Origin of the sequence: Bradyrhizobium brasilense (assembly GCF_029714345.1) — a bacterium.
Taxonomy (GTDB): domain Bacteria; phylum Pseudomonadota; class Alphaproteobacteria; order Rhizobiales; family Xanthobacteraceae; genus Bradyrhizobium; species Bradyrhizobium australafricanum.
In genome coordinates this window covers 6,662,582-6,685,123 of sequence record NZ_CP121669.1, presented here as the reverse complement: position 1 = coordinate 6,685,123, position 22,542 = coordinate 6,662,582, and the positions used below count along the sequence as shown (strand labels likewise).

The 22,542-nt window shown below is 65.0% G+C and carries 20 protein-coding genes; 10 read left to right on the top strand and 10 right to left on the bottom strand.

Going from position 1 to position 22,542, the window contains the following annotated elements; all coding sequences use genetic code 11:
- Positions 1–115: 115 nt before the first annotated feature.
- The 4 genes from QA635_RS41820 to QA635_RS31210 all read left to right on the top strand — a co-directional run bounded on the left by QA635_RS41820 (position 116) and on the right by QA635_RS31210 (position 2,708).
- Positions 116–238, top strand: coding sequence for a hypothetical protein (locus QA635_RS41820; protein WP_425249069.1), 123 nt, complete (start codon positions 116–118; stop codon positions 236–238).
- A gap of 57 nt (positions 239–295) precedes the next feature.
- Positions 296–607, top strand: a complete 312-nt coding sequence (locus tag QA635_RS41815) for a DUF417 family protein (RefSeq protein WP_425249068.1) — start codon at positions 296–298, stop codon at positions 605–607.
- A 524-nt stretch (positions 608–1,131) separates the two neighbouring features.
- The gene (locus tag QA635_RS31215; RefSeq protein ID WP_283063460.1) at positions 1,132–2,262 is read left to right on the top strand and encodes a serine hydrolase; all 1,131 of its coding nucleotides are present in this window, start codon (positions 1,132–1,134) and stop codon (positions 2,260–2,262) included.
- Between the two features lie 131 nt (positions 2,263–2,393).
- The gene (locus QA635_RS31210; protein WP_057018843.1) at positions 2,394–2,708 is read left to right on the top strand and encodes a hypothetical protein; all 315 of its coding nucleotides are present in this window, start codon (positions 2,394–2,396) and stop codon (positions 2,706–2,708) included.
- A gap of 10 nt (positions 2,709–2,718) precedes the next feature.
- On the opposite strand, the gene glgA is transcribed toward QA635_RS31210, so the two are convergent.
- Both glgA and glgC read right to left on the bottom strand, forming a co-directional pair.
- On the bottom strand, positions 2,719–4,173 hold the full coding sequence (gene glgA / locus QA635_RS31205) for a glycogen synthase GlgA (RefSeq protein WP_283063458.1): 1,455 nt from the start codon (positions 4,171–4,173) through the stop codon (positions 2,719–2,721).
- Complete coding sequence (gene glgC / locus QA635_RS31200; protein ID WP_092083855.1) at positions 4,170–5,432, bottom strand: glucose-1-phosphate adenylyltransferase; 1,263 nt, start codon at positions 5,430–5,432, stop codon at positions 4,170–4,172. The genes glgA and glgC overlap by 4 nt, the downstream gene beginning before the upstream one ends.
- A 247-nt stretch (positions 5,433–5,679) precedes the next feature.
- On the opposite strand from glgC, the gene QA635_RS31195 reads away from it, so the two are divergent.
- Together QA635_RS31195 and QA635_RS31190 are read left to right on the top strand one after the other, a co-directional pair.
- A complete protein-coding gene (locus tag QA635_RS31195; RefSeq protein WP_283063456.1) occupies positions 5,680–6,912 on the top strand; it encodes a rhodanese-like domain-containing protein in 1,233 nt (410 codons plus the stop codon).
- Between the two features lie 423 nt (positions 6,913–7,335).
- On the top strand, positions 7,336–8,580 hold the full coding sequence (locus QA635_RS31190; RefSeq protein ID WP_283071927.1) for an IS4 family transposase: 1,245 nt from the start codon (positions 7,336–7,338) through the stop codon (positions 8,578–8,580).
- 347 nt (positions 8,581–8,927) lie between these two features.
- Here the strand turns inward: QA635_RS31190 and QA635_RS31185 are convergent, their stop codons facing one another.
- Positions 8,928–9,923, bottom strand: coding sequence for an NHL repeat-containing protein (locus QA635_RS31185; protein ID WP_283063454.1), 996 nt, complete (start codon positions 9,921–9,923; stop codon positions 8,928–8,930).
- Between the two features lie 178 nt (positions 9,924–10,101).
- Here QA635_RS31185 and QA635_RS31180 point away from each other — a divergent pair, with 178 nt between their 5' ends.
- A complete protein-coding gene (locus tag QA635_RS31180; protein ID WP_283063452.1) occupies positions 10,102–10,305 on the top strand; it encodes a hypothetical protein in 204 nt (67 codons plus the stop codon).
- Positions 10,306–10,414: 109 nt separating this feature from the next.
- Here the strand turns inward: QA635_RS31180 and QA635_RS31175 are convergent, their stop codons facing one another.
- Both QA635_RS31175 and QA635_RS31170 read right to left on the bottom strand, forming a co-directional pair.
- Positions 10,415–11,713, bottom strand: a complete 1,299-nt coding sequence (locus tag QA635_RS31175) for a serine hydrolase domain-containing protein (RefSeq protein ID WP_425249067.1) — start codon at positions 11,711–11,713, stop codon at positions 10,415–10,417.
- 107 nt (positions 11,714–11,820) lie between these two features.
- Positions 11,821–13,158 carry an aminotransferase-like domain-containing protein gene (locus QA635_RS31170; RefSeq protein WP_283063449.1) on the bottom strand — a complete coding sequence of 446 codons (1,338 nt, stop codon included), beginning with the start codon at positions 13,156–13,158 and terminating at the stop codon, positions 11,821–11,823.
- A gap of 134 nt (positions 13,159–13,292) precedes the next feature.
- On the opposite strand from QA635_RS31170, the gene QA635_RS31165 reads away from it, so the two are divergent.
- Positions 13,293–13,721, top strand: a complete 429-nt coding sequence (locus QA635_RS31165; protein ID WP_229190956.1) for a DUF983 domain-containing protein — start codon at positions 13,293–13,295, stop codon at positions 13,719–13,721.
- Positions 13,722–14,046: 325 nt separating this feature from the next.
- On the opposite strand, the gene QA635_RS31160 is transcribed toward QA635_RS31165, so the two are convergent.
- Positions 14,047–15,246 carry a multidrug effflux MFS transporter gene (locus QA635_RS31160; RefSeq protein WP_210263058.1) on the bottom strand — a complete coding sequence of 400 codons (1,200 nt, stop codon included), beginning with the start codon at positions 15,244–15,246 and terminating at the stop codon, positions 14,047–14,049.
- Between the two features lie 329 nt (positions 15,247–15,575).
- Here QA635_RS31160 and QA635_RS31155 point away from each other — a divergent pair, with 329 nt between their 5' ends.
- The gene (locus QA635_RS31155; protein ID WP_283063444.1) at positions 15,576–16,910 is read left to right on the top strand and encodes an MFS transporter; all 1,335 of its coding nucleotides are present in this window, start codon (positions 15,576–15,578) and stop codon (positions 16,908–16,910) included.
- Between the two features lie 163 nt (positions 16,911–17,073).
- Here QA635_RS31155 and QA635_RS31150 read toward each other — a convergent pair whose 3' ends face one another.
- From QA635_RS31150 to QA635_RS31135, 4 genes are all read right to left on the bottom strand, one after another.
- Positions 17,074–17,706 (bottom strand): aspartate/glutamate racemase family protein, encoded by a 633-nt coding sequence (locus QA635_RS31150; RefSeq protein WP_283063441.1) that lies wholly within the window; start codon positions 17,704–17,706, stop codon positions 17,074–17,076.
- Between the two features lie 168 nt (positions 17,707–17,874).
- Entirely contained in the window at positions 17,875–18,885 is a 1,011-nt protein-coding gene (locus QA635_RS31145; protein ID WP_283063440.1) for an amino acid ABC transporter substrate-binding protein, read from the bottom strand.
- Positions 18,886–18,970: 85 nt separating this feature from the next.
- The gene (locus QA635_RS31140) at positions 18,971–20,326 is read right to left on the bottom strand and encodes an aspartate aminotransferase family protein (protein WP_283063438.1); all 1,356 of its coding nucleotides are present in this window, start codon (positions 20,324–20,326) and stop codon (positions 18,971–18,973) included.
- 5 nt (positions 20,327–20,331) lie between these two features.
- Complete coding sequence (locus QA635_RS31135) at positions 20,332–21,207, bottom strand: MurR/RpiR family transcriptional regulator (protein ID WP_028339573.1); 876 nt, start codon at positions 21,205–21,207, stop codon at positions 20,332–20,334.
- Between the two features lie 146 nt (positions 21,208–21,353).
- Between QA635_RS31135 and QA635_RS31130 the strand changes: the two genes are divergently transcribed.
- Entirely contained in the window at positions 21,354–22,541 is a 1,188-nt protein-coding gene (locus QA635_RS31130; protein WP_425249066.1) for an amino acid ABC transporter permease, read from the top strand.
- Position 22,542 lies beyond the last annotated feature (1 nt).

Sequence of the window (22,542 nt, the reverse complement as noted above, 5' to 3'; positions counted from 1 at the left end):
TGAAGGCCGAGACGTTATCCCGCGCGTAACGAACGCGCGGCGCGCTGCGTAGTTCTGCCACGAACGCCGCAACAGCGGCTGATGATGGCATCGCAGCGAGGGAAGAAACATCCGCATGAATCTGTCGTTCAACATCGCCGAACAGGGCGAGGGGTCTTATCGTGCGCTCGCGATCCTGCGCTGGGTCATGGTCGTGATCTTCGTGTCGTTCGGCATGCAGAAATTCACGCTGCAATAATCGGCGCAAGGCATCGCGCAGTTCATCAGCAACAGCCCGTTCATCTCGTGGCTTTCGGTGTTCGGTCTCCGAGGCGAGGCCTACGTGCTCGGCGTCACCGAGTTCGGCATTGCGGCGCTGCTCGCCGCCGGCGCGTTCAGCCCGCTTCTCTCGGCAATCGGCGCGCTGATGGGCGTCATCACCTTCGCGGTGACGTGGTCGTTCTTCTTCACGACTCCCGGGGTGGTCAAATGGAGCCTGTCGACGGATCCGATGGCCTGGAACCTGGCCGGCGAGTTCCTGTTCAAGGACATCGTGCTGCTGTGCGTCTGCCTCGTGCTGCTGTTGGCGTCGTTGCCGCGGTCGATCGTCCGCTCGCGCGCCACATAGTCTCGTCCGGCGCGATCGATGGTTAATCGATGTCTAACGAGGCATCGCGCGCATCCGGCATCTGGAACAGGACAAAACGTCGCGGACGACCGTGTCTTGAAAATCGAATCCGATCGGCTTATGCAACCTTCGATTGACGAATTGTTGCTAGGAAGAAACGTCCCGGTTGGGAGCGGAATGTGACGAAGTCAGAAATATCCTTGGCCCGATCGGCAAGCGCCGATCTTGCCGTTTCGTCGAAGCCCACTCCCGTCATTTTCAAACGTCCCGCATTTTTTAGTTCGATTGCAGTTCCCGCACCGTGGCTGGAGTGGGAGGGCGGTCGCGATCGCGGCTTCCGGAAGTGACCACCGGAACAGCGATCGGGCCGCCCCGTCCCCAGCCGGGCGGGTAACGGCGCAAGACGCGCAATCGTGAATTCGGACGCATCGGTTCCACCGCTAGGATCGTGATGTCGCCATCTCTCGATGGTGAACAGACTAGTCTGCAGGTCGCATCGCAACATCGTCCCGATTTCGTTCATTATGAGACAATGGCTCACCGTCCGGATCGCGGCCGTCCTGCTCGTCGTCGCTGTTAGCGTGCTTGGGGTGGCGCGCGCGGATTCCGACATGGACGCGCAGATCAGGGACATCGTCACGACGGAACTCGCGCCGACCGCGACTGCGGCCGACCCGGGCGGCCTCGCCGCGGCGGTCTATGCCGGCGGCCGGGTCGCGTTCTTCAACTACGGTTTCGCTGACGCCGCGGCGAAGCGACCGGTCACCCCGGATACGCTGTTCAACCTCGCCTCGTTGCGCAAGCTGTTCGAGGCGACGCTGGTCGCGCTCGGCACCGAGCGCGGCGAATTGCGGCTGGACGATCCGGTCGGCAAGTATCTGCCCGAGCTCAACGGCGACTACGTCAGCCGCGTCACCATCGGCGAACTCGTCAATCATACGTCGGGGCTGCTGCTGCCGACCGATCATCCGCCATGGCCGGTCGGGACCTTCAGCCGTGATCAGTTCATCGCGATGCTCAACGCGTGGACGCCGCCGGCAGGAGAGCAGCCGGGCAAGCAGCGCATCTACAGCCATGCCGGCTATGTCCTGCTGCAGCTGGTGCTGGAGCGGCGCTATGAGATGCCGATCGCGACGTTGATCGGGAGCCGCATCCTCAAGCCGCTCGGAATGACGTCGACCTTCGTTCCGGACCGCAGCGAGGACAACCGCGCGAGGATGGCGCCCGAGCTGATGCAGCGTGTGGTTCAGGGCTACTCCCACGACGGCACGGCGATCGGTCCGCCGGGCAATCAGCAGCGCTATTACGATTTTCCAGGCACCGGCCAGATGTTCTCATCGGCGCGCGATCTCGGCATATTGCTGGGCGCCTGCCTCGACGGCGCGGTGATCGATCCGGAATTGCGCGCGGCGTTGCAGATGACCGAGCGGGAGAGTTTTCGCGTCGACGAAAAGTTCGGCCAGGCGATGGCATGGGAGCATGTGCGGCTGGACGGCGTCACCGTGATCGACAAGCCGGGCGGTCTCAATAACGCCTCAGCCTATGTCGGCCTGGTGCCGGCGCGCAGGCTCGGCATCGTGCTGCTCGCCAATCGCGGCGACTATCCGCACGAGATCGCGCGCTACAGGATTTTGCCGGCCCTCGCGCGACTCTAGTCGCAGGACGTGCCGGTTCAATGACACGGCCTGCGCGGCAGGGCAGGGGATGCATGCAAAAATTGCGATGGCGCGGAACCATGATCGACTGTATAAGCCGGTAGCTTCTTCTCCATTTTGAAGAGGCTGATATGACCGATCTGTATCCTGATTTGCACAATTGGCTTTCGCAACAGCCCCATGGGTTGCGAACCTTCAGGACCTTCCAGCAAAAACTCGAGATTCTGAGCAAGGACGACCCGGAGCAACGCGGCGTTTGCCGGCTGCTGAGCGGCCTCGTCGGCAATTACGTCGAGACCTTCGACGAGGAGCCGCTGCCCGTTGCGGTTGCCGACCGCGCCTATGGCCGGCTGCTCGATCTCGTCGCAAGCCTTGATCTCAAGGGAAATCCCGACCGGCGCCTCGCCGACATCAACCGCATCGCATCCTGCGATCTGCTGAACTGATCGCGACGGCTTAGCGCCGCGTCGTCGCGAGCTCGCGATAGAGCGCGGCGTAGCGGCCGGCGCGATTGTGCCAGGAGACATCGGTGGCCATGCCGGCCTGCTGCAGCCGGCGCCATGTCACCTTGTCGTTGAACAGCAGGTTTGCCTTGCGCAGGCCATGGGCGAGCGCGTCCGAAGCGACGGGTGCGAACTTGACCCCGGTCGGCGCATCGCCGGTGATCGCGACTTCGTCGAAGTCGAGCACAGTGTCGGCAAGGCCGCCGACATTGGCGACAACAGGGACCGCGCCGTAGCGCAGCGCGCACAGCTGGGTGAGGCCGCACGGTTCGAAGCGCGACGGCACCGCGAGCGCGTCCGCGCCGGCCTGGATCAGATGCGCCAGCGCCTCGTCGTAGCCGATCACGACCGCGATTCGTCCGGGATTGTCGCGCGCCAGCGCGGTGTAGCGGTCCTGCAGGTCGCGATCGCCGCTGCCGAGCAGCGCAAGCTGAATGCCTTCGCCGAGCAGCGTCGGAATGTTCTCGAGCAGCAGGTCGAGGCCCTTCTGCCATGACAGCCGGCTGATGACGCCGAGCAGCATCGCATCCGGCGTGGGATCAAGCCCGAAGCGCCGTTGCAGCGCCGCCTTGTTCGCCGCGCGCTCCGCCGGCTGCTCGGCGCTGAAGCGCGCCGCGATGTCGGGATCGGTGGCCGGATTCCACACCGATATGTCGATGCCGTTGAGGATGCCGCTCAGCACGTCGGCGCGTTCGCGCAAGAGGCCGCCGAGCCCCATGCCGCCCTCGTCGCTTTGAATTTCCCGCGCATAGGTCGGCGACACCGTGGTGATGCGGTCGGCGAATTGCAGGCCGGCCTTCAACAGGCTGATGGTGCCGTAATATTCGACGCCGTGCAGCGCGTAGGATTCGCCCGGCAGGCCGAACGCGGCAAGCATGTCCGGCGAGAACTGGCCCTGATAGGCGAGGTTGTGCACGGTCATCACCGTGCCGGGGCGCGGTTGCCCGGCATAATGCAGGAGGGCGGGTGCGAGGCCCGCCTGCCAGTCATGCGCATGCACGATGTCGGGGATAAAGGAGGTGATCGCGCCCTGGCCGATCTCCGCCGCCATCCGCGACAGCGCGGCAAAGCGGATGCCGTTGTCCGGCCAGTCGCGTCCGTCCGGGCCGACATAGGGATTGCCGGGGCGCGCATAGAGATGCGGCGCGTCGAGCGCGAACAGATCGAGGCCATCATGCGTGCCACCCAGCACGCGGATCGGCCCGCCGTAGAATTCCGGCCGGTGCAGCAGCGTCTCCGCCGAAGCCAGCGCCTTGAGCACGTCGGGATAGCCGGGCACCAGCGTCCGCGTCGTGACGCCGTGCTGCTTCAGCGCTGCCGGCAGCGCGCCGACCACGTCGGCGAGGCCACCGGTCTTGACGATCGGGTAGACTTCAGAGGCGACTGCGAGGACGCGGATGGGCGTCATGTCCCCAGCCTGTCGATCATCGACTGCGTGATCAGCGTGATGCCGTTCTCGGTGGTGCGGAAGCGCTTGCCGTCGAATTCGGGATCCTCGCCGACCACGAGCCCTTCCGGAATCCTCACCCCGCGATCGATCACGACGTTTCGGAGCCGTGCTCCGCGGCCGACATTGACATAGGGCATGATCACCGCATTCTCGATATTGGCGTAGGAATTGACGTGCACGCCGGTGAACAGCAGAGAGCGGCGCAGCGACGCGCCCGAGATGATGCAGGCACCCGAGACCAGTGAGGTCACCGCCTGGCCGCGTCGTCCGTCCTCGTCATGCACGAACTTGGCAGGCGGGGTGATCTCGGCATAGGTCCAGATCGGCCATGATCGATCGTAGAGGTCGAGCTCGGGCACCACGTCGGTGAGATCGATATTGGCGCCCCAATAGGCATCGACGGTGCCGGCATCGCGCCAGTAGGAGCGGGGATCGTCGCCGGAGCGGACGCAGGAATCGTTGAACTGATGCGCGATCGCCCGGCCGTGCTTCACGATATAGGGGATGATGTCCTTGCCGAAATCGTGGGCCGAGTTCGGGTCAACGGCATCGCGGCGCAACTCGTCGAACAGGAATTCCGAATTGAAGACATAGATGCCCATGCTGGCCAGCGACTTGTCGGGCTTGCCGGGCATCGGTGGCGGATCGGCGGGCTTCTCGAGGAAGGACTGGATCAGGCCGGTCTCGTCGATATGCATGATGCCGAAGGCGCTGGATTCAGCCCGCGGCATTTCAAGGCAGCCGACCGTGACATCGGCGCCGCTTTCGACATGCTGCTTCAGCATGATTTCGTAATCCATCTTGTAGACGTGGTCGCCGGCGAGCACCAGGATGTACTTGGTGCCGTGCGCTTCGAGGATGTCGATGTTCTGGTAGACCGCGTCGGCCGTGCCGACATACCACATCGTTTCCGAGACGCGCTGGCTTGCGGGCAGGATGTCGAAACTCTCGTTTCGCTCCGGCCGGAAGAAGTTCCAGCCGCCTTGCAGATGCCGGATCAGGCTGTGCGCCTTGTACTGGGTCGCCACCGCGATGCGGCGGATGCCCGAATTCACCGCATTGGATAGCGCGAAATCGATGATGCGCGACTTGCCGCCGAAATAGACCGCGGGCTTGGCGCGTTTGTCGGTGAGCTCCTGAAGTCTGCTGCCGCGTCCGCCGGCCAGCACGAAGGCGAGGGCGTGACGCGACAAGGGTTCATTTCCGACGGATCTCATGGTCATCCTCCCAGAACTTCAGGCTGGCCCCGCTACCTTCTCTTGTCCGGAAGGCCTGATCGGGCGCCAACGGGGCCGATTGGGAACGTAGCAAGTGCATCCCGGTTGAGCAAAGCGGGATGGCGGGCTTTCGTTCCCCGGACCCCCGCTCGTGAAGATCGGGGTTGCGGGCCGGTTAAAGCTATTGACGAGGCGTGATTTCGGCCTAGAGCAAGCCTGCCGTTTTCTTCTGTCAGGCCAGCATTCCATGACACTTGCTTCCGTCACGCCCCAGGACATCCGCGCAACGCTGCTGCTGCGCCGGGAGATCGCGCTGCTCGACGTCAGGCATGAGGCGGAATTCGCCACCGGCCATCCGCTGTTTGCCGCCAACATGGCGACCGGTCGGATCGCGCTGGAAGCCGAGCTGCGACTGCCGCGCAAGGGCGTGCCGATCGTCCTCTATGACAATGGCGAGGGGCTGGTCGCTGCCGCCGCGGAGCAGTTGATGGCGCTGGGCTACGGCAATGTCGCCGCGCTCGCCGGCGGCTTGGGGAGCTGGAAGGCGGCCGGTTACGAGGTGTTCGAGGACGTCAATTCCTACGCCAAGGCGTTCGGCGAGCTGGTCGAGTCGCGCAGGCACACGCCGTCGCTGAGCGCCGACGAGGTCGCCGCGCTGATCTCGGACAAGGCCAACATCGCGATCCTCGATGTCCGCCGCTTCGACGAATATGCCACCATGAACATCCCGGGCTCGGTCAGCGTGCCCGGCGCCGAGCTGGTGCTGCGCGCAAGCGGCGCGGCGCCGGATCCCGACACCACCATCATCGTCAACTGCGCCGGCCGCACCCGCTCGATCATCGGCACGCAGTCGCTGATCAATGCCGGACTGCCCAACAAGGTGCGGGCGCTGCGCAACGGCACGATCGGCTGGACGCTGGCGAAGCACGATCTCGAGCACGGCGCCGGCAAGCGCGGCGGCATCGGTCCGTTCGAGGGCGCAGGCGACAATGCGCGCGACGTCGCCTATCGCGCCGGCGTCCGTCACATCGGGATCGATGAACTCGCTGCGCTGGACGAGGACGCACACCGTACGCTGTATCGCTTCGATGTGCGCGATGCCGAGGAATACACGGCCGGTCACCTTGCCGGCTTCCGCCACTATGCCGGCGGCCAGCTGGTGCAGGAAATCGACATGGCCGCTCCCGTGCGCGGCGCGCGCATCGTGCTGAGCGACGACAAAAACATCCGCGCCGACATGACGGCGTCCTGGCTCGCGCAGATGGGCTGGGAGGTCTATGTGCTCGACGGCGGCTATGACGGCCAGCTCGAAGTCGGGCCGCCGCGCATCGTGCCGCGACCCGATCCCGCGCACCGCTACCGGCGGCCCTATGAAGGTACCGGCGTCGCGGAAAAGGCGATGCAGGCCTATCTCGATTGGGAGTACGGCCTCGTCGACCAGCTGCGCCGCGACGGCACGCACGGGTTCTATGTGATCTAGCGGATGACGTGGTGACGGCGGTGCGACCGCATCGGTCGGTGCCGAGTCCCAGGGGTCACTGCCAAAATATCGAAAACAACCCCATGCAAAGGCGCCGGTGGCTGCCGGCGGACACGGCAACTTGACTCGTCGGGCAAATCAGTGGTACTTTTCCATTATTCAGAAATCGTGCCGGCATGGTCGTCCCTGCGAAAGCACTAGCGTCTCTACACGGTTTTGGGGCGCGACAGATTGACTCGGTGCAGCAAGAAGTGGCGTCTCTGCAGCATGTTGTATGATTCTCTCACGGGCGCTTTGATTCGAAGGAGCGCCAGCGATGCAGCCGGATTTGTCTTTGGGTGAGTTCGGGGACGTTCGTCTCGACAAAAGGGGGCGACGCTTCTCCGGGCTATGCTTTGCACGCGCAGCGTCTGCTTGCGCCAGATGGCCCGGGGCGATTGGGCTGCCAATATGGCGTTCTGGCGGTTTGTGAACAACCCCCAAGTCACGATCGATAAATTGATTGAGGGCTGGAGCGCGCAGACGCGGACTGCGGTCAGCGGGCGTCATGTGCTGGCGATCCGGGATACGAGCGAGGTCAAGTTCCAGACCCAGGCGGGACGGCGGCGCGGGCTGGGCAAAGTCGGCAAGGGCAATGCTCGCGGCGTGCTGTTGCATGCGATGATGGCGGTGGATGCCGACAGCGGGGTCTGTCTTGGCCTTACTGGCGGCAACGTTTGGACGCGCAAAGGCAAGGTAAAAATCCCGCATGAGCGGCGCGCCTTGGCCGACAAGGAGTCGGCGCGCTGGGTGACGGCCGCCGAGCAAGGCCGCGACGTCCTGGCAGATGCCCGCATGATCACCGTCGTCAACGACCGCGAGGGGGATTTCTTTGCTCACTGGGCGCTGACGCCAGCTGAGAATGTCCATCTTCTGTCGCGTGCCATGCACGACCATGCGCTGGTCGATGGCGACACACTTTATCAGGCGGTCGAGCGGAGCCGCTTCTGCGACAACGCGGTGATCGATCTGCCGCAGCGAATGGATCGGCGCGGCCGGCAGGCCCATCTCTCGATGCGCTTCGGAACCGTCGTGCTCAAGCGGCCGCAGAGGCCCGGCGTCACCGACTTGGCGGAGGGCATCAAACTCAGCTTCGTAGAAGTGGTCGAGTTGCATCCGCCGAGAGGTGCGGAGCCCATTCGCTGGCTGCTCCTGACCACTCATACGGTCGCCACCGTTAAAGACGCCTGGCAGATCGTCTCCTGGTACCGCCAGCGCTGGATCATTGAGCAACTCTTTCGCTCGCTGAAGAGCCAGGGTTTGCGCATCGAGGATAGTCAGATCGAGAGCGCCGAAGGCCTGATCAAGCTCGTGGCGGTCGCCACCAGAGCGGCATGTATCGTCATTCAACTCGTTCAGGCCCGCAACAGTGGCGAAGAATTGCCGGCTGAATTTGTCTTCACCGCAGAAGAGATCGAGACGCTCAGGGCCATCAACAAAACCATGAAAGGTCGCACCGAGCTTCAGAAAAACCACCATCGCCCCAACACTCTTGCTTGGGCGGCATGGATCATCGCAAAACTCGGCGGATGGACCGGCTACGCCTCCCACCGTCCACCTGGACCAATCACCTTCCACACCGGAATGGCCCGCTTCCAAATCCTCGCAAATGGCCCGACAAACGTGTAGATGCACTAGTGCGAAAGCAGGGACCCATAACCACAAATGCCAATTGCTGGGCGATGCTGGAACGACGAATTCCTTCAACAAGGTCCGCCGCGGAGTATGGGTCCCTGCTCCCGTGCGCAATTGCGCACTAGGCAGGGACGACGTGTTGGAGGAGCCGCGGGCTCTCATCTCTCCGGTGCCATACCCCGCACAGGCATCCAGTACGGCGCGGCCTTAAGCACGAACGCCGTGAGGAGTCGGATCGCATCTATCGATGCGACCCGACCTAACAGCGAGCTTCGCTCGTCTCGACCCCGCAAGCCGGGGAGATACACCGAGTTTGCTGCGAAGCGTAACCCAGCCCGTCGCTATTTCGGCAACGCCACCGGCGTCAGCTTGAACGGGCCGGGGTCCTTGCCCTTGTTGTCGCCGATCACGTAGGACAGCTTGCCCTCGGCGACCCAGCCGACATCGCCGACCTGCGTCACCGAGACCGGCTCGGCGAGACCATCCTTGATGGTGTCGATGGTAGCCTCGCTGCCCTTCACCGTGACCTTGTCGAGCTTGCCGTTGCCCTCGATCAGCAGGAAGCCGCCGCCATGCGCCCGCAACGCGTCGGCGTGGTCGAGCGGCCGCGACGGCTTCAGCTCGGTCACGGCGCCGGCCTTGCCGTCCTTCATCTCGATCTTGAACAGTTTTGCCGGAATGAAGGTGGTGACGTAAAGATTGCCGTCGGCGCCGATCGCGATGCCGTCGAGCCCGACGCCGTCCTTGGCGGGCGCGAGCTGCGGATCGGTCGCGAACGTCGCCAGCGCCGTGCCGCCCGCCTTCAGGCTGTAGACGAACGGCGCAAAGGAATCACTCACATAGGCGGTGCCGTCGGCACCGACCACGATGTCGTTGCAGAACGATTTCGGATCGCTCAAGGCAAAGCTGCCCTTCGGCGCGCCGCTCTTGAGATCGAAGGTTTTCAGCCAGGCGCCCTTGGTGTCGCTCGGCCCCGCCACGCCCATCGCGCTGATGTCGTTGGAGCAAACATAGAGCGTGCCGCTCTTCTCGTCGGCGAGCACGCCCAGCGTCGAGCGGCTGTCGGCGGCGCCCGGCTTGACCAGCTGCTCGGCCTTGCCGCCCGAGATCTTCGTCACGCCGCCATGGTTGAAGCTGCCGACGTAGAGCGTCCCGTCGGAGGTCGAGGTCACGCTTTCCGGAAAACTCTTGTCGGGAACGCCGACCGCAGCTGTTTCGGCGCGCACTGCGCCGGCCGCACCGAGCGCAAGGATGATGGCCGCTAGCGATGCGCGGCGGATCTTGAGCAGTTCTCCCGTTGCGCGCGGACGTCCCGCGGCGCCATTGTTTTTTATCATGGTCGCGTTTCCTCGATGAACCTGGTTGGACCAGGCAGGATTTTCTTGGCGATCGTCTCCGGTCGATGGTTGTTGTCTGCAGGGTTCCCGACCGGATTGTTCACCCGCCTGCCTTGTCGTCGCGATATATACGATAGTATATAGCGTGAGGGAAGCGGCGTCCGCTGGAGAGCGCGTCATGGAACGGGAATTGGCGTTGCACCACCAATGCGTGTGTTGCGGTGGCATCATCGATGGGATCGTCGACGACGATGCGATCGGCCTCAATGCACGGATCGGCCTGTTTACGGACGGGTGTGCGTTCGTCTGCGACGAATGCACCGCGAGCCTGATCGCGGCCGCCGCACGGCGCAGGCAGGAACCGGTTCGGCGGAAGTCGTAAGGCGGGAAGGTTTCCGCGTCATTGCGAGGAGCGCAAGCGACGAAGCAATCCATCTATCCCCATGCGGAGAGATGGATTGCTTCGCTGCGCTCGCAATGACGGTGGGAGCTCAATCCGGGCTGAACGCGTCGTAGACCAGCTTGCGGAATGCCGGCGTGATGCGCTGGCGCTCGTTCTGGGTCTGCTCGAGCATGATGTAGATCATGTCGAGCTTGGGATCGACGCCGAAATAGGTTCCGCTGCCGCTGTCCCATTTCAATTCGCCGATCGAGCCGGGCGGTGGCGGCTTGGCGATGCCGGGATCGGTGCGCACGGCGATGCCGTAGCCATAGCCAAAGCCGTCGCCGGGGAAGTACCAGTAGTCGCGGCCGACGCCGGAGCCCGGCCCGATATGGTCCGTCGTCATGGTCTTGAAGGCGGCGGGGCTGAGATAGCGCTTGCCGTCGAGTTCGCCGCCATTGAGCAGCATCTGCGCGAAGCGCGCATAATCGAGGATGGTCGATACCAGGCCGCCGCCGCCGGATTCCCATTCCGGATGCGCGCGCCGGTCGTTCTCGCCCTCGATCAGGATGGTGTCCGAGGGCAGCGGCTCGGCGAGCCTTGTCCGTTCGGTCTCCGCATCGAGCACGTATCTGGTGTCGTTCATCTTCAGGGGATCGAACAGGCGCTGCTTCTCGAACTGATAGAGCGTCTTGCCCGAGACGATCTCGATCACCCGGCCGAGCACGTCGGTGGAATGGCCGTAGCGCCACAGCGTGCCCGGCTGCCGCGACAGCGGCAGCTTGGCCAGCCGCGCCACGAATTCCTCGTTGTCGAACTTGCCGTCGAACAGGTGTCCCGCACGGTAGATCTTCTGGATCCAGTCGGCGCCGATATATTCGTAGGTGATGCCCGAAGTGTGCCGCATGATATCTTCAATGGTCACCGGCCGGATCGGCGGCACCAGCTCAACCTTGGCCGGATCGTTTCCACTGTCCGGTTCGATGGCGACCTTCACGTCGGCGAAAGCCGGAATGTACTTCGACAGCGGGTCCTGCGGCGACAGCTTGCCCTCGTCGACCAGCATCATCGCGGCGGTGTTGGTGATCGGCTTGGTCATCGAATGCAGCGCGAACATCGTGTCCGGCCGCATCGGCGACTTGGTCGTGACGTCGCGATAGCCGAAGGTCTTCAGGTAGACCGGCTTGCCGTGCTGCTGGATCAGGATGACCGCGCCCGGAATCTTTCCTGTCGCAACCTCGTTGTCAAAGAATGCGGTGATGCGTTCGAGTTTTTCCGGCACCGGGGCAGGGGCATCGGAGGCGCGCGCCGCGCCTGATATGACAACTGCAAGACAACCGATCGCGGTCACTGCTCCGCGAAGCGACAGCACAGCACGGTGGACTGCCCGATCATACCCGCACGACATTGAAAAGCCTGCCCCTGCCTGATGCCCTGAGCGCAGAGTTTTAGCGGCGCGCGCTCCCGCGCACCATAATCATTTTGGAGCGAGTTTATTCCCGGCGATCGCCGGAATTATACGATTTGGGTAGCGCCGACGGGCGTGCGCACCGCATTCGACAGCACCTGCAGCGCCTGGCTCAGTTCGGCGCGGTTGCGTGCCGCACCCAGCGACACGCGCAGGCCACGCGGCGCGGCTTCGCCCGCCGCAAAGGCGTCTTCGCCGACCACGGCGAGGCCGTTGCGCATCAGATGCGACAACAGGTCGGTGCCGTCGAAATGCTTCGGCAGCGGCATCCAGAGATGGTGGCTCGCCGGCCGCGCCGCATAGCTGACGCCTTTGAGGAAGCGGGTCGCAAGCTGCTGGCGCGCCGCCGCCTCGTTGCGGATGGCGCGGATGATGTCGGCGGCGACGCCGGAGCGCAGCCATTGCGTGACCAGCGCGACCATCAGCGATGGCGGCATCTGCATGGTGGCCTGCATGCCGGCGCGCATACGCTGCTCGGCGGCGGCATCGGGCGCCAGGAGATAGGCGACGCGCAGGGCGGGCGCGATGCATTTTGCGATGCTCGCGGCGTAGTAGGTGCGCTCCGGAATCAGGGTTGCGATCGGCGCCATCTGCGGTTCGAGCGGCCCGTAGACGTCGTCTTCGATCAGGACGCAGCCGCGCTTGCTGATGATATCGGCGATCGCCTTGCGTCTGATCGCGCTCATCGTCGCCGTGGTCGGGTTGTGCTGCGTCGGCACCAGATAGACCGCCTTCGGCTTGTGCTTGCGGCAGGCCTCGTCGAGCGCCTCGGGCCGCGCGCCCTCGGCGTCCATCGCAACCCCGACCAGGCGGACATCAAGCCGCGCCGCCGCGGCCTTGATGCCGGGAAACGTCAACGCCTCCGTCACCACGACATCGCCCGGCGATGTCAGCGCCAGTAGCGTGTTGAAGATGATCGCCTGCGAACCCGGATAGATCACGATGCGGTCGGCCGCCGCCTGCGGCACCCGCGGCGCGAGCCACGCGGCGCCGGCCTCGCGCTCCTCAGTGGTGCCGCCCGGACGCGTGTAGCCGAGATAGGCGGAGAACCCGGCCTCGGAGCGGATGGTCGCAAGTCCCTGCGCGATGCGCAGGTCGAGATTGGCCTCGACCGGCTGCGGCGGCAGGTTCATCGACAGGTCGATGTTGACGGGCGCAGGCAGGTCGGAGGTGGCGCGCGCGGTGGTCTCCGAGACGAACGTACCCTGGCCGACACGGGCGTCGAGCAGTCCGCGCCGCCGCGCCTCGCCATAGGCGCGCGTCACCGTGGTCAGATCGATATCGAGCGCCAAGGCCAGCGCGCGATGGGTCGGCAGCCGCTGGCCGCGGACCAGCCGGCCGCTCGAGATGTCGGCGGCCAGCGCATCGACGATGCGCAGAAACATCGGGCCGTGCCATTCCGAAACTGTAGGGATCCAATCCATGCAATTCGACGCTTTGTCTTTGATTGTATGCTACAGGACGCATATTGTATGGATCATCAGATCAGGTCAAGGACGACGGCGAAAGGAAAACGACGATGACCGAGACGGTTTCCCTGCCAAAGGCGATGTGGCGCGGCTTCACCATGAAGTGCCCGAACTGCGGGCGCGGCCATCTGTTCGGCCGTTTCCTCAAGGTCGCCGATCACTGTGAAGTCTGCAGCGAGGACTTCACCCCGCAGCGCGCCGACGATTTCCCGGCCTATCTCGTGATCGTCGTGGTCGGCCATGTCGTGGTGCCGGCGCTGCTGTGGCTGGAGATGAACTACGCGCCGCCGGCCTGGCTGCAACTGGCGATCTGGCTGCCGTTCACGCTGTTCAGCGCGCTGGCGCTGCTGCAGCCGACCAAGGGCGCGATCGTGGGCCTGCAGTGGCAGCTGGGGATGGAGGGATTTGCGGCGACCCGACGGCGTGCGGTGGCGCCCGCCCGGGCGCAAAGCAGCGTCGGACGGACTCGCGAAGCCTGACGCGGGTTCCGGATTTGTAGCCCGGATGAGCGAAGCGATATCCGGGAGCAGTGGTCCCGCATATCGCTGCGCTCATGCGGGCTACAGTGATGTAACCAGTCAGAATTGTAGCCCGGATGGAGCGAAGCGTAATCCGGGAACAGCAGCCCCGCATATCGCTGTGCTCATGCGGGCTACAGTGATGCAACCAGTCAGAATTGTAGCCCGGATGGAGCCAACGGGTCGCGCGAACGCGCGCCCGATGACAAGCTCCGCGTAATCCGGGATCCTGTCGCCCGCACGATGAATCCCGGATTACGCTCCGCTTCATCCGGGCTACGGATCATCAAATCGGATGATGGTGCGGCCGGAACATGCGGCCCTTTTCCGTCACCAGCACGACGGCGAGCGCGGCCAGCGTGCACAGGAAAAAGCCGGTCGCGAATGGCGCTAGCGTGCCGTCGTAATCCTGGCCGATCGTGGTGCCGACGCCGATCCCGAGCAGCGTGGTGATGGTGCCGTAGAGCGACGACGCGGTGCCGGCGATCTTGCCCTGAGGCTCCATCGCGAGCGCGGTGAAATTCGCCATCATCAGCCCGAACGCGAACATCATCAGGCCCGACAGCACCATGAACAGCGGCAGCGACAGCGTGTCGGTCTTCACCGCCAGCAGCAGGGCGCCTGCGACGACGGCAAAGCCGGTCAGCGCGGCGTGCGAGATCACCCGCATGCCGATGCGGCCGACGATGCGCGAATTGAGGAAGCCGGCGATCGCGACGCCGACCGCGCAGGCCGCAAAGGCGACCGGGAAGTAATGCCCGAGCTTGAAGATCTCGGTGAAGATCTGCTGCGAGGAGAACACGAAGGCAAACAGCGAGCCCTGCACGCCGCCGGCGGCGAGCGCGTAGCCGAGCGTCTGGCGATTGGTGACGGTCTGGCGAAACGCGGACAGCACTTCCGGGATCGCCAGCGACTTGCGCAATTCCAGCGGCAGCGTCTCCGGCATCCGCATCGCGCTCCAGGCCAGCGCGATCACGCCATAAATCATCAGCAGCACGAAGATGCCGCGCCAGTGCGTCAGCAGCATCACCGCCTGGCCAAATGACGGCGCGATCACGGGGACTGCGATGAACACCATCATCGCCAGCGACATCACGCTCGCCATCCGGCGCCCGGCGTAGCAGTCGCGCACGATCGAGGTCGCGATCACGCGGGTCGCCGCGGTGCCGAGCCCTTGCAGCGCGCGCGCCAACAGCAGCGTCTCGAACGAGGGCGCCATGATCGCGAGCAGGCCGGCGATGGTGTATACGGTCATGCCGCCGAGCAGCACCGGGCGGCGGCCGAAGCGGTCCGACAGCGGGCCCATCACGAACTGGCCGACGCCGAAGCCGACCAGGAAGATCGACAGCACCATCTGCGGACGGTTGGCGTCGGCGATCTGGAACGCGGAGCGGATGTTCGGCAGCGCCGGCAGCATCATGTCCATCGCCAGCGGGTTCAGCGCCATGATCGAGGCGATGACGACGACGAATTCCGGAAAGCCCATCGGGCGGTGGCCTGAGGAAACCCAGGCATCGGCATTAATGTCAGACACTTAGCAACCTCTTGGGAATCCTCGCATGGTAGCGACCTTGCTGCGATGCACAATCGACGTTTCGGGATAGCTGCCCGCCGATCGCGGTCGAGGTAGCGGGGTCGGGAACCGGGGCCAAAGGCAAATTCGCCGAATATCGTTGCGGCTGCAACTATTTTGCTCGTGCCAGGCGGAAACCTCTGCTAATCCCGGGCCCAGCATCCGTGCGGGGCAGGCGCATCGCCGCCGACCACGCCCGCGCGGCCAAGAACAGGTTCAAGAACGGGTTTTGGGGAGGCGACATGTCCATCGAACTGTCCGCGCGCTCGCGCGGCGCTGAACTGTCGGATGAGGAGCGCAAGGTCCTCACTGCAACGCTCGTCGGCACCACCATCGAGTGGTACGACTTCTTCGTCTACGCCCAGGCGGCGGGCCTCGTGTTCGGCGCGCTGTTCTTCGCGCCGATGAACGCGAACAATCCGCTGCTGGCGCAGATCGTCTCGTTCGCGACGCTCGGCCTCTCATTCCTGTTCCGCCCGTTAGGCGCCATCGTCTGCGGCCATCTCGGCGACCGCTTCGGGCGCAAGAACATGCTGGTCGTCACGCTGCTGTTGATGGGGGCGGCGACCGCGCTGGTCGGCCTGCTGCCGACCTACGCGCAGATCGGTGCCTGGGCGCCGGCACTCCTTATTCTCCTGCGCATCCTGCAAGGCTTCTCGGCCGGCGGCGAGTGGGGCGGCGCGGCGCTGATGGCGGTGGAATCGGCGCCCGTCGACAAGCGCAGCTTCTTCGGCTCGTTCCCGCAGATCGGCACGCCGCTCGGCATGATCCTGGCGACCGGAGTGCTGTGGGTGCTCACCGCGACGCTCGGCAAGCAGGCGATGATCGAATGGGGCTGGCGAATTCCGTTCCTGCTGTCGATCGTGCTGATCGTCGTCGGCATCGTGATCCGCCGCACGGTCGAAGAGTCTCCGGTGTTCCAGGCGATGCAGCGGCGGCACAAGGAATCCTCTGCACCGCTGCGCGAGCTGATGCGCAATCACAGCAAGGAGATTCTGCGCACCGCGTTGATCTTCATGGCCAACAATGCGGCCGGCTACATCCTGATCGCGTTCATCATCAGCTACGGCGCCAACACGCTGAAGATGCCGTCGGAGCAGCTGCTGCTGATCGGCACGCTCGCGGCGGTGAGCTGGTTCATCTTCACGCTGCTCGGCGGCATCCTCGGCGACAAAATCGGCCGCGTGCGCTGCTTCCAGATCGGCTACACCCTGATGGTGCTGTGGGCGGTGCCGATGTGGTTCCTGATCGACAGCAAGAACCTCTTGCTGTTCTTCGTCAGCGCCGTCGGACTCACGGTTGCGCTCGGCCTGTCCTACGGCCCGCAGGCGGCGCTCTATGCCGAGCTGTTTCCGGCCAAGGTGCGCTATTCCGGCGTCTCGATCGGCTATGCGCTCGGCGCCATTTTCGGCGGCGCCTTCGCGCCGATGATCGCGCAATGGATCATCGGCACCTACGGCCAGTCCTGGCGCGTCGGCGTCTACATCGCGGTGCTGTCGCTGATCTCGCTGATCACGGTGTCGACGATCAGGGATCCGCAAGGCGTCGATCTGAACGTGCACGACGCTGGGGCGTGAGCCGCGACCTTGTGTCATTGCGAGGAGCTCGCGACAAAATTGCGAAGCAATTTTGCGCTGAAGCGACGAAGCAATCCATCGATCCGCGTATGCATGGATTGCTTCGCGGAGCCTGTCATCCGGCGGCGCTTCGCGCCGACCGGGTGGCTCGCAATGACGGAGATCAAACCCCCAGCATCGCCTTTAGCTTCTTGACCGCGCTATCAGGCGTCGTCAGCACCTCGCGGCCGGTGGCCTCGGCGACGCGCTCGGCCGCCGGCGCCATGCTGTACTGCGCGAGCGCGATCAGGTCGCAGTCGGCGAGGTCTCTCGACGCCTCGACCACGATGCGGTCATGCTCGGCGCGGTCGCCGCGGTCGAGCGCGGCCAACGCGCCCTCGGCAAGCTTCGGCACCAGCGTGACCCGTGACGGGAATTCCGGCGGCATCGAGACCAGCGTCGGCGGGAAGGTCGAGAGCAGGCCGATCCGCTTTCCCTTCGCCACCGCCTGCTCGATCATCGCCTCGTTCGGCTTCAGCACCGGCATCGGCGCGTGCTCGCGCGCCACCGCCTCGATGCACGGCCCGAACGCCGAGCAGGTGAACAGAATGCCATTGGCGCCGGTGCTTGCCGCATAGCGGCCCATGGTCAGAAATCGCTCGGTCATGCGCTCGTCAAGCTTGCCGTCGCGCGCGAGGTCCGCCGACAGGCTATCGTCGAGCAGGTTCATCAGCCGCGCCTCCGGCCAATGTTTTGCGAATGACGCCTCGATCGGCACGATCGAGTGTTTCAGGGCGTGAATCAGGGTGATGCGCATGGGATTGTTGCCACTTCTTCCTTCTCCCTCTCCCCGCCCTTCGCGGGGAGAGGGCTGGGGTGAGGGGCTCTATCGTCGTAACAGGTGAGAGGAGGGTATGCGGAAGCTCCCCCTCACCCGGATTGCTTCGCAATCCGACCTCTCCCCGCAGGGGGGCGAGGTGACTTCCTACTTGAACGGAATCGCGTACATCAACCCGCCCTTGCTCCAGGTGGCGTTGAGGCCGCGCTCGAGCTTCAAGGGGCTGGCCTTGCCGACATTGCGCTCGAAGATCTCGCCGTAATTGCCACCGGCCTTGATCGCGGCGGCCAGCCATTTGTTGTCGAGCCCGAGGCGCGAGCCGAGATCGCCCGACGCGCCCAGCAGGCGCTGGATCGCCGGGACCTGCGACTTCGCCATCTCGTCGGCATTGGCCTGGGTGACGCCGAGCTCTTCGGCTTCGATCAGGCCGTAATGCAGCCAGGTGATGATGTCGCTCCAGACCTCATCGCCGTTGCGGGTGAACGGACCGAGCGGCTCCTTGCTGATGGTCTGCGGCAGCACGACGTAGTCATCGGCCTTCGGGGCTGCGGTCGCCACCGCGCCCGCGAGCGCGGAAGCATCCTGGGTCATGGCATCGCAGCGGCCGCCGAAGAAGGTCTGGTACATGGTGTCGACGCGGTCGAACACCAGCGGCTTCCAGTCGATGCCGTTGGCGCGGCCGTAGTCGCCGAGCGTCACTTCATGCGTGGTGCCCTGGGCGACGCAAACCGTGGCGCCCTTGAGGTCCTTCAGCTCCTTCACGCCGAGGTCCTTCTTCACGACAAAGCCCTGGCCGTCGTAGAAATTGACCGGTCCCTGCCGCAGCCCAAGCGTGGTGCCGCGCAGAAAGGTCTGCGTCGAGTTGCGGTAGAGCACGTCGATCTCGCCCGACTGCAGCGCGGTGAAGCGGTTCTGCGCGGTCAGCGCGACGTAGCGCACCTTGGCGGGATCGCCGAGCACGCCGGCGGCAAGCGCACGGCAATAGTCGACGTCGAGGCCCTTGAAGTTGCCTTGCGAGTCCGGCGCCGAGAATCCGGCAAAGCCGGTCGAGACGCCGCACACCAGCGTGCCGCGCTGCTTGACGGTGTCGAGCGTCGCCGCGCTTGCGCCAGCGATGCCCGCGGCGAGAACGGTTAGAGTGATGATACCCCTTAGCATGTTTTCCTCCTCCTAACGTTTGAGCATGATCCCTGCGCAAACGCTTCGCGTTTGTCGCGGGAAAACCGGTGCCCGTTTTTCCGGATCATGCTCCGTGACCAACATCCTTCAACGCGCTGTCGACCGCAGCGCCTAGCCGTTCGACGATCATGTCGATGTCGCCCGAAGTCGCGATATAGGGCGGGGCGAGCAGCACGTGATCGCCGCGCTGGCCGTCGGCGGTGCCGCCCGACGGATAGCAGCCGAGCCCGCCGGCGAAGGCCGCGGACTTGATCCGCTGATGCAGTTTCAGCTTGGGATCGAACGGCTGCCGCGTGGCACGGTCGGCGACCAGCTCGAGCCCCCAGAACAGGCCGCGGCCCCTGATGTCGCCGACATGGCGATGATTGCCGAACCGTTCGGTGAGCCGCTGCTCGAGCTGGCGGCCGCGCTCCTTGACCTGGTCGAGCAGCTTCTCCTCAGCGATCACCTTCTGCACCTCGAGCGCGGCGGCGCAGGCGAGCGGATGGGCGAGATAGGTGTGGCCGTGCTGGAATGCGCCGGAGCCGTTGCGCACCGTGTCGACGATCGTGCCGCTGGCAAGCATCGCGCCGATCGGCTGATAGCCGCCGCCGAGCCCCTTGGCGATCGCCTGGATGTCGGGCGAGATGCCTTCCTGCTCCCAGGCGTGCAGCGTGCCGGTGCGGCCCATGCCGCACATCACCTCGTCGAGGATCAACAGCGCGCCGTGGCGGTTGCAGATCTCGCGCGCCGCCTTGAAGTAACCCTCAGGCGCCGGCACGCAGCCGGCGGTGGCGCCGACCACGGGCTCGGCGATGAACGCCGCGACCGTATCGGGGCCGAGCCGCTGGAATTCGGCTTCGAGCTCGGCGGCAAGGCGCGCCACGAACGCCGCCTCCGATTCATCGTCGCGCTTCTCGTGATAGGCGAAGGCCGGCGTGACATGGCTGAACGAGGGCGACAGCAGCGGCGCGTAGGGCTCGCGGCGCCAGGCATTGCCGCCGGCCGACAGCGCGCCGAGCGTATTGCCGTGATAGCTCTGGCGACGCGCGATGAAGCGCGCGCGCTTCGGCTCGCCGCGCTCGATGAAATATTGCCGCGCCAGCTTGATCGAGGCCTCGATCGCCTCCGACCCGCCGCTGACGAAATAGACATAGCCGAGGCCGCCGGGCTCGTGGCCGACCAGCCGCTCGGCGAGCTCTTCCGCAGGCTCGGAGGAGAAGAAGCCGGTATGGGCATAGGCGATCTTCGAAGCCTGCTTGGCGATCGCGGCCAGGATCCGCGGATGCTGATGGCCAAGGCACGACACCGCGGCGCCGCCGGAGGAATCGAGAATGCGGTGGCCATCCTCCGCGATCAGCCAGACGCCGTCGCCGCCGACCGCTTTCGGCGGGGTCTCGCGCAGGCTGCGATGCATCACGCGGCTCTTGTTGGCTGCCATGACAGTCATCCTTTCTCGACAAAATATTGCGACATCTCGGCAAGTCGGCCCTCGGTCTCCTCCAGCTTGCGCTTTGCCCCGGCGCCGCCCAGCGTGAAAGCGACGGCCGCAAGCGACTGGGCGACTGCGATCGCGCCGGTGAGGCTAGGGAAGAAGCCGGGGGAGGAGGCGGCTTCGAACAGCAGCAGATGATCCGCGCCTTCGGCCATCGGAGCTGTGATGGTGTCGGCGATCGCGATCAGCGCAGCGCGCGCCTGATGCGCCGCGCGCGCCGTCTCGACGCTGACCAGGGTGTAGGGCGCAAAGCCGATCACGACCACGGCGTCGCCTGAGCGGAAGGCGCCGTGGTCGAGATCGAACGGGCCGGAGCCGCCGACCAGTTGCACAGCATCGGGGCGGAACAGGCGAAGCTGATAGGTCAGCAGTTCCGCGACGCTGCGGCAGCTGCGAAACCCTGATATCCAGATCCTGTCCGCGGAGTGCAGCGCACGCGCGGCTTCCGCGATCGCGCTCGCTGAAATCCGCGCAAGGCCCGCGGCCTCGGCTTCCAATTTGTCGTGCACCAGTTTGACATCGGCATTCGGCCCGGCGCGGCGGCTTCTGGCGCGGCCGGAGAACGGCGAGCCCTGCGCCGGCCGGCGCGCCTCGGTGAGTGCGGCGCGCAATTCGTCCCAGCCGGAATAGCCGAGCGCCTTGGCAAGACGGGTGAATGAGGCAGGATCGGCGCCGGCGACGGAAGCGAGCTCGCGCATCGAGCGGGTGGTGGCGTCGTAATCATTGGCGGCGACGAACCGGCCGACCTCCTGCAAGCGCATCGGCAGCGACGGCAGTGCGCTGCACAATTCGTTCAGGGGCGATGGTTTCGGCTGAGCCTGGGCCATGAAACATATGTTGCATGAATCTTAATTTGGTGCAACATATGAAGTGCGCAGGTTGACGCGTCTTCTTCACGCGAACCGGTATCCACTTCGCTCGAAAACGCTCTTGCGCATGGCAGAAGATCGCTTCTCACTGGGGTCCTTGTGCTGTGACGACATCGACGCCGAAACGCCCTCCCGCCCGGCCCTGGCGGCTTTCGCTCAGCGATCCCCGCGTCGCAGGCCTGTTCTGGCAGATCCTGGTGGTCGCCATCGCGGTCGCCGTCGTCGCCTGGCTGTGGTCCAACGCGGTCCATAACCTCTCGGTGCGGCGCATCTCGACCGGCTTTGCCTTCCTCGGCCGTGAAGCCGGCATGCCGATCGCCGACAGCTGGATCGACTACACGCCGAAGAACACCTATCTGCGCGCGTTCATCGTCGGCGTCGTCAACACGCTACGCGTCGCGGTCATCGGCATCGTGCTGGCGACCGTGATCGGCACGCTGGTCGGCATCGCGCGGCTGTCGTCGAACTGGCTGCTGGCGCGGCTCGCCGCCGTCTATGTCGAGGTGCTGCGCGACCTGCCGCTGCTGCTGCAGCTCCTGTTCTGGTACGTGCTGATGCAGGGCCTGCCGGCGGCGCGCCAGGCGTGGAAGCCGGTCGACGGGGTCTATCTGTCCAACCGCGGCCTGGTGCTGCCGTCGGTGCCGCTGCATGAGGCCAATGGCTGGACGCTCGTTGCGCTGGCCGCCGGCGTGATCGTCTTCCTCATCGTCAGGCGCCGCCTGATCGCGCACCAGATGCTCGATGGCAAGGCGCGGCCGGTCTGGCCCTACGCGCTCGGCCTCATCATCGCGCTGCCTGCGCTGGTGTCGTGGCTTCTGGGCGCAAGCTGGAGCGTCATGCTGCCCGAGCTGCGCGGCTTCAACTTCGTCGGCGGGCTGACCCTGGCGCCGGAATATTTCGCGCTGCTGATCGCGCTCGTCACGTATACTTCGGCGTTCATCGCCGAGATCGTGCGCAGCGGCATCCAGGCGGTGCCGCGCGGCCAGTCGGACGCCGCCAAGGCGCTCGGGTTGAAGCGCAGCTTCGTGCTGCAGCACATCGTGCTGCCGCAGGCGCTGCGCGTCATCATCCCGCCGATGACCAGCCAGTACCTGAACCTGACCAAGAATTCCTCGCTCGCGGTCGCGGTCGGCTACCAGGACATCGTCTCGATCGCCAACACCACGCTGAACCAGACCGGGCAGGCGATCGAGTCGATCGCGCTGATCATGATGGTGTTCCTCACCATCAGCCTCGGCATCAGCCTGTTCATGAACTGGTACAACGCGCGGATCGCGCTGGTGGAGCGCTGAC

Excerpts from the sequence above, each read along its gene's own strand:
- QA635_RS41820 (WP_425249069.1), top strand. The coding sequence starts at position 116 with ATGAATCTGTCGTTCAACATCGCCGAACAGGGCGAGGGGTCTTATCGT.
- QA635_RS31215 (WP_283063460.1), top strand. The coding sequence starts at position 1,132 with ATGAGACAATGGCTCACCGTCCGGATCGCGGCCGTCCTGCTCGTCGTC.
- QA635_RS31210 (WP_057018843.1), top strand. The coding sequence starts at position 2,394 with ATGACCGATCTGTATCCTGATTTGCACAATTGGCTTTCGCAACAGCCC.
- glgA (WP_283063458.1), bottom strand. The coding sequence starts at position 4,173 with ATGACGCCCATCCGCGTCCTCGCAGTCGCCTCTGAAGTCTACCCGATC.
- glgC (WP_092083855.1), bottom strand. The coding sequence starts at position 5,432 with ATGAGATCCGTCGGAAATGAACCCTTGTCGCGTCACGCCCTCGCCTTC.
- QA635_RS31195 (WP_283063456.1), top strand. The coding sequence starts at position 5,680 with ATGACACTTGCTTCCGTCACGCCCCAGGACATCCGCGCAACGCTGCTG.
- QA635_RS31190 (WP_283071927.1), top strand. The coding sequence starts at position 7,336 with ATGGCCCGGGGCGATTGGGCTGCCAATATGGCGTTCTGGCGGTTTGTG.
- QA635_RS31185 (WP_283063454.1), bottom strand. The coding sequence starts at position 9,923 with ATGATAAAAAACAATGGCGCCGCGGGACGTCCGCGCGCAACGGGAGAA.
- QA635_RS31180 (WP_283063452.1), top strand. The coding sequence starts at position 10,102 with ATGGAACGGGAATTGGCGTTGCACCACCAATGCGTGTGTTGCGGTGGC.
- QA635_RS31175 (WP_425249067.1), bottom strand. The coding sequence starts at position 11,713 with ATGTCGTGCGGGTATGATCGGGCAGTCCACCGTGCTGTGCTGTCGCTT.
- QA635_RS31170 (WP_283063449.1), bottom strand. The coding sequence starts at position 13,158 with ATGTTTCTGCGCATCGTCGATGCGCTGGCCGCCGACATCTCGAGCGGC.
- QA635_RS31165 (WP_229190956.1), top strand. The coding sequence starts at position 13,293 with ATGACCGAGACGGTTTCCCTGCCAAAGGCGATGTGGCGCGGCTTCACC.
- QA635_RS31160 (WP_210263058.1), bottom strand. The coding sequence starts at position 15,246 with ATGGGCTTTCCGGAATTCGTCGTCGTCATCGCCTCGATCATGGCGCTG.
- QA635_RS31155 (WP_283063444.1), top strand. The coding sequence starts at position 15,576 with ATGTCCATCGAACTGTCCGCGCGCTCGCGCGGCGCTGAACTGTCGGAT.
- QA635_RS31150 (WP_283063441.1), bottom strand. The coding sequence starts at position 17,706 with ATGCGCATCACCCTGATTCACGCCCTGAAACACTCGATCGTGCCGATC.
- QA635_RS31145 (WP_283063440.1), bottom strand. The coding sequence starts at position 18,885 with ATGCTAAGGGGTATCATCACTCTAACCGTTCTCGCCGCGGGCATCGCT.
- QA635_RS31140 (WP_283063438.1), bottom strand. The coding sequence starts at position 20,326 with ATGGCAGCCAACAAGAGCCGCGTGATGCATCGCAGCCTGCGCGAGACC.
- QA635_RS31135 (WP_028339573.1), bottom strand. The coding sequence starts at position 21,207 with ATGGCCCAGGCTCAGCCGAAACCATCGCCCCTGAACGAATTGTGCAGC.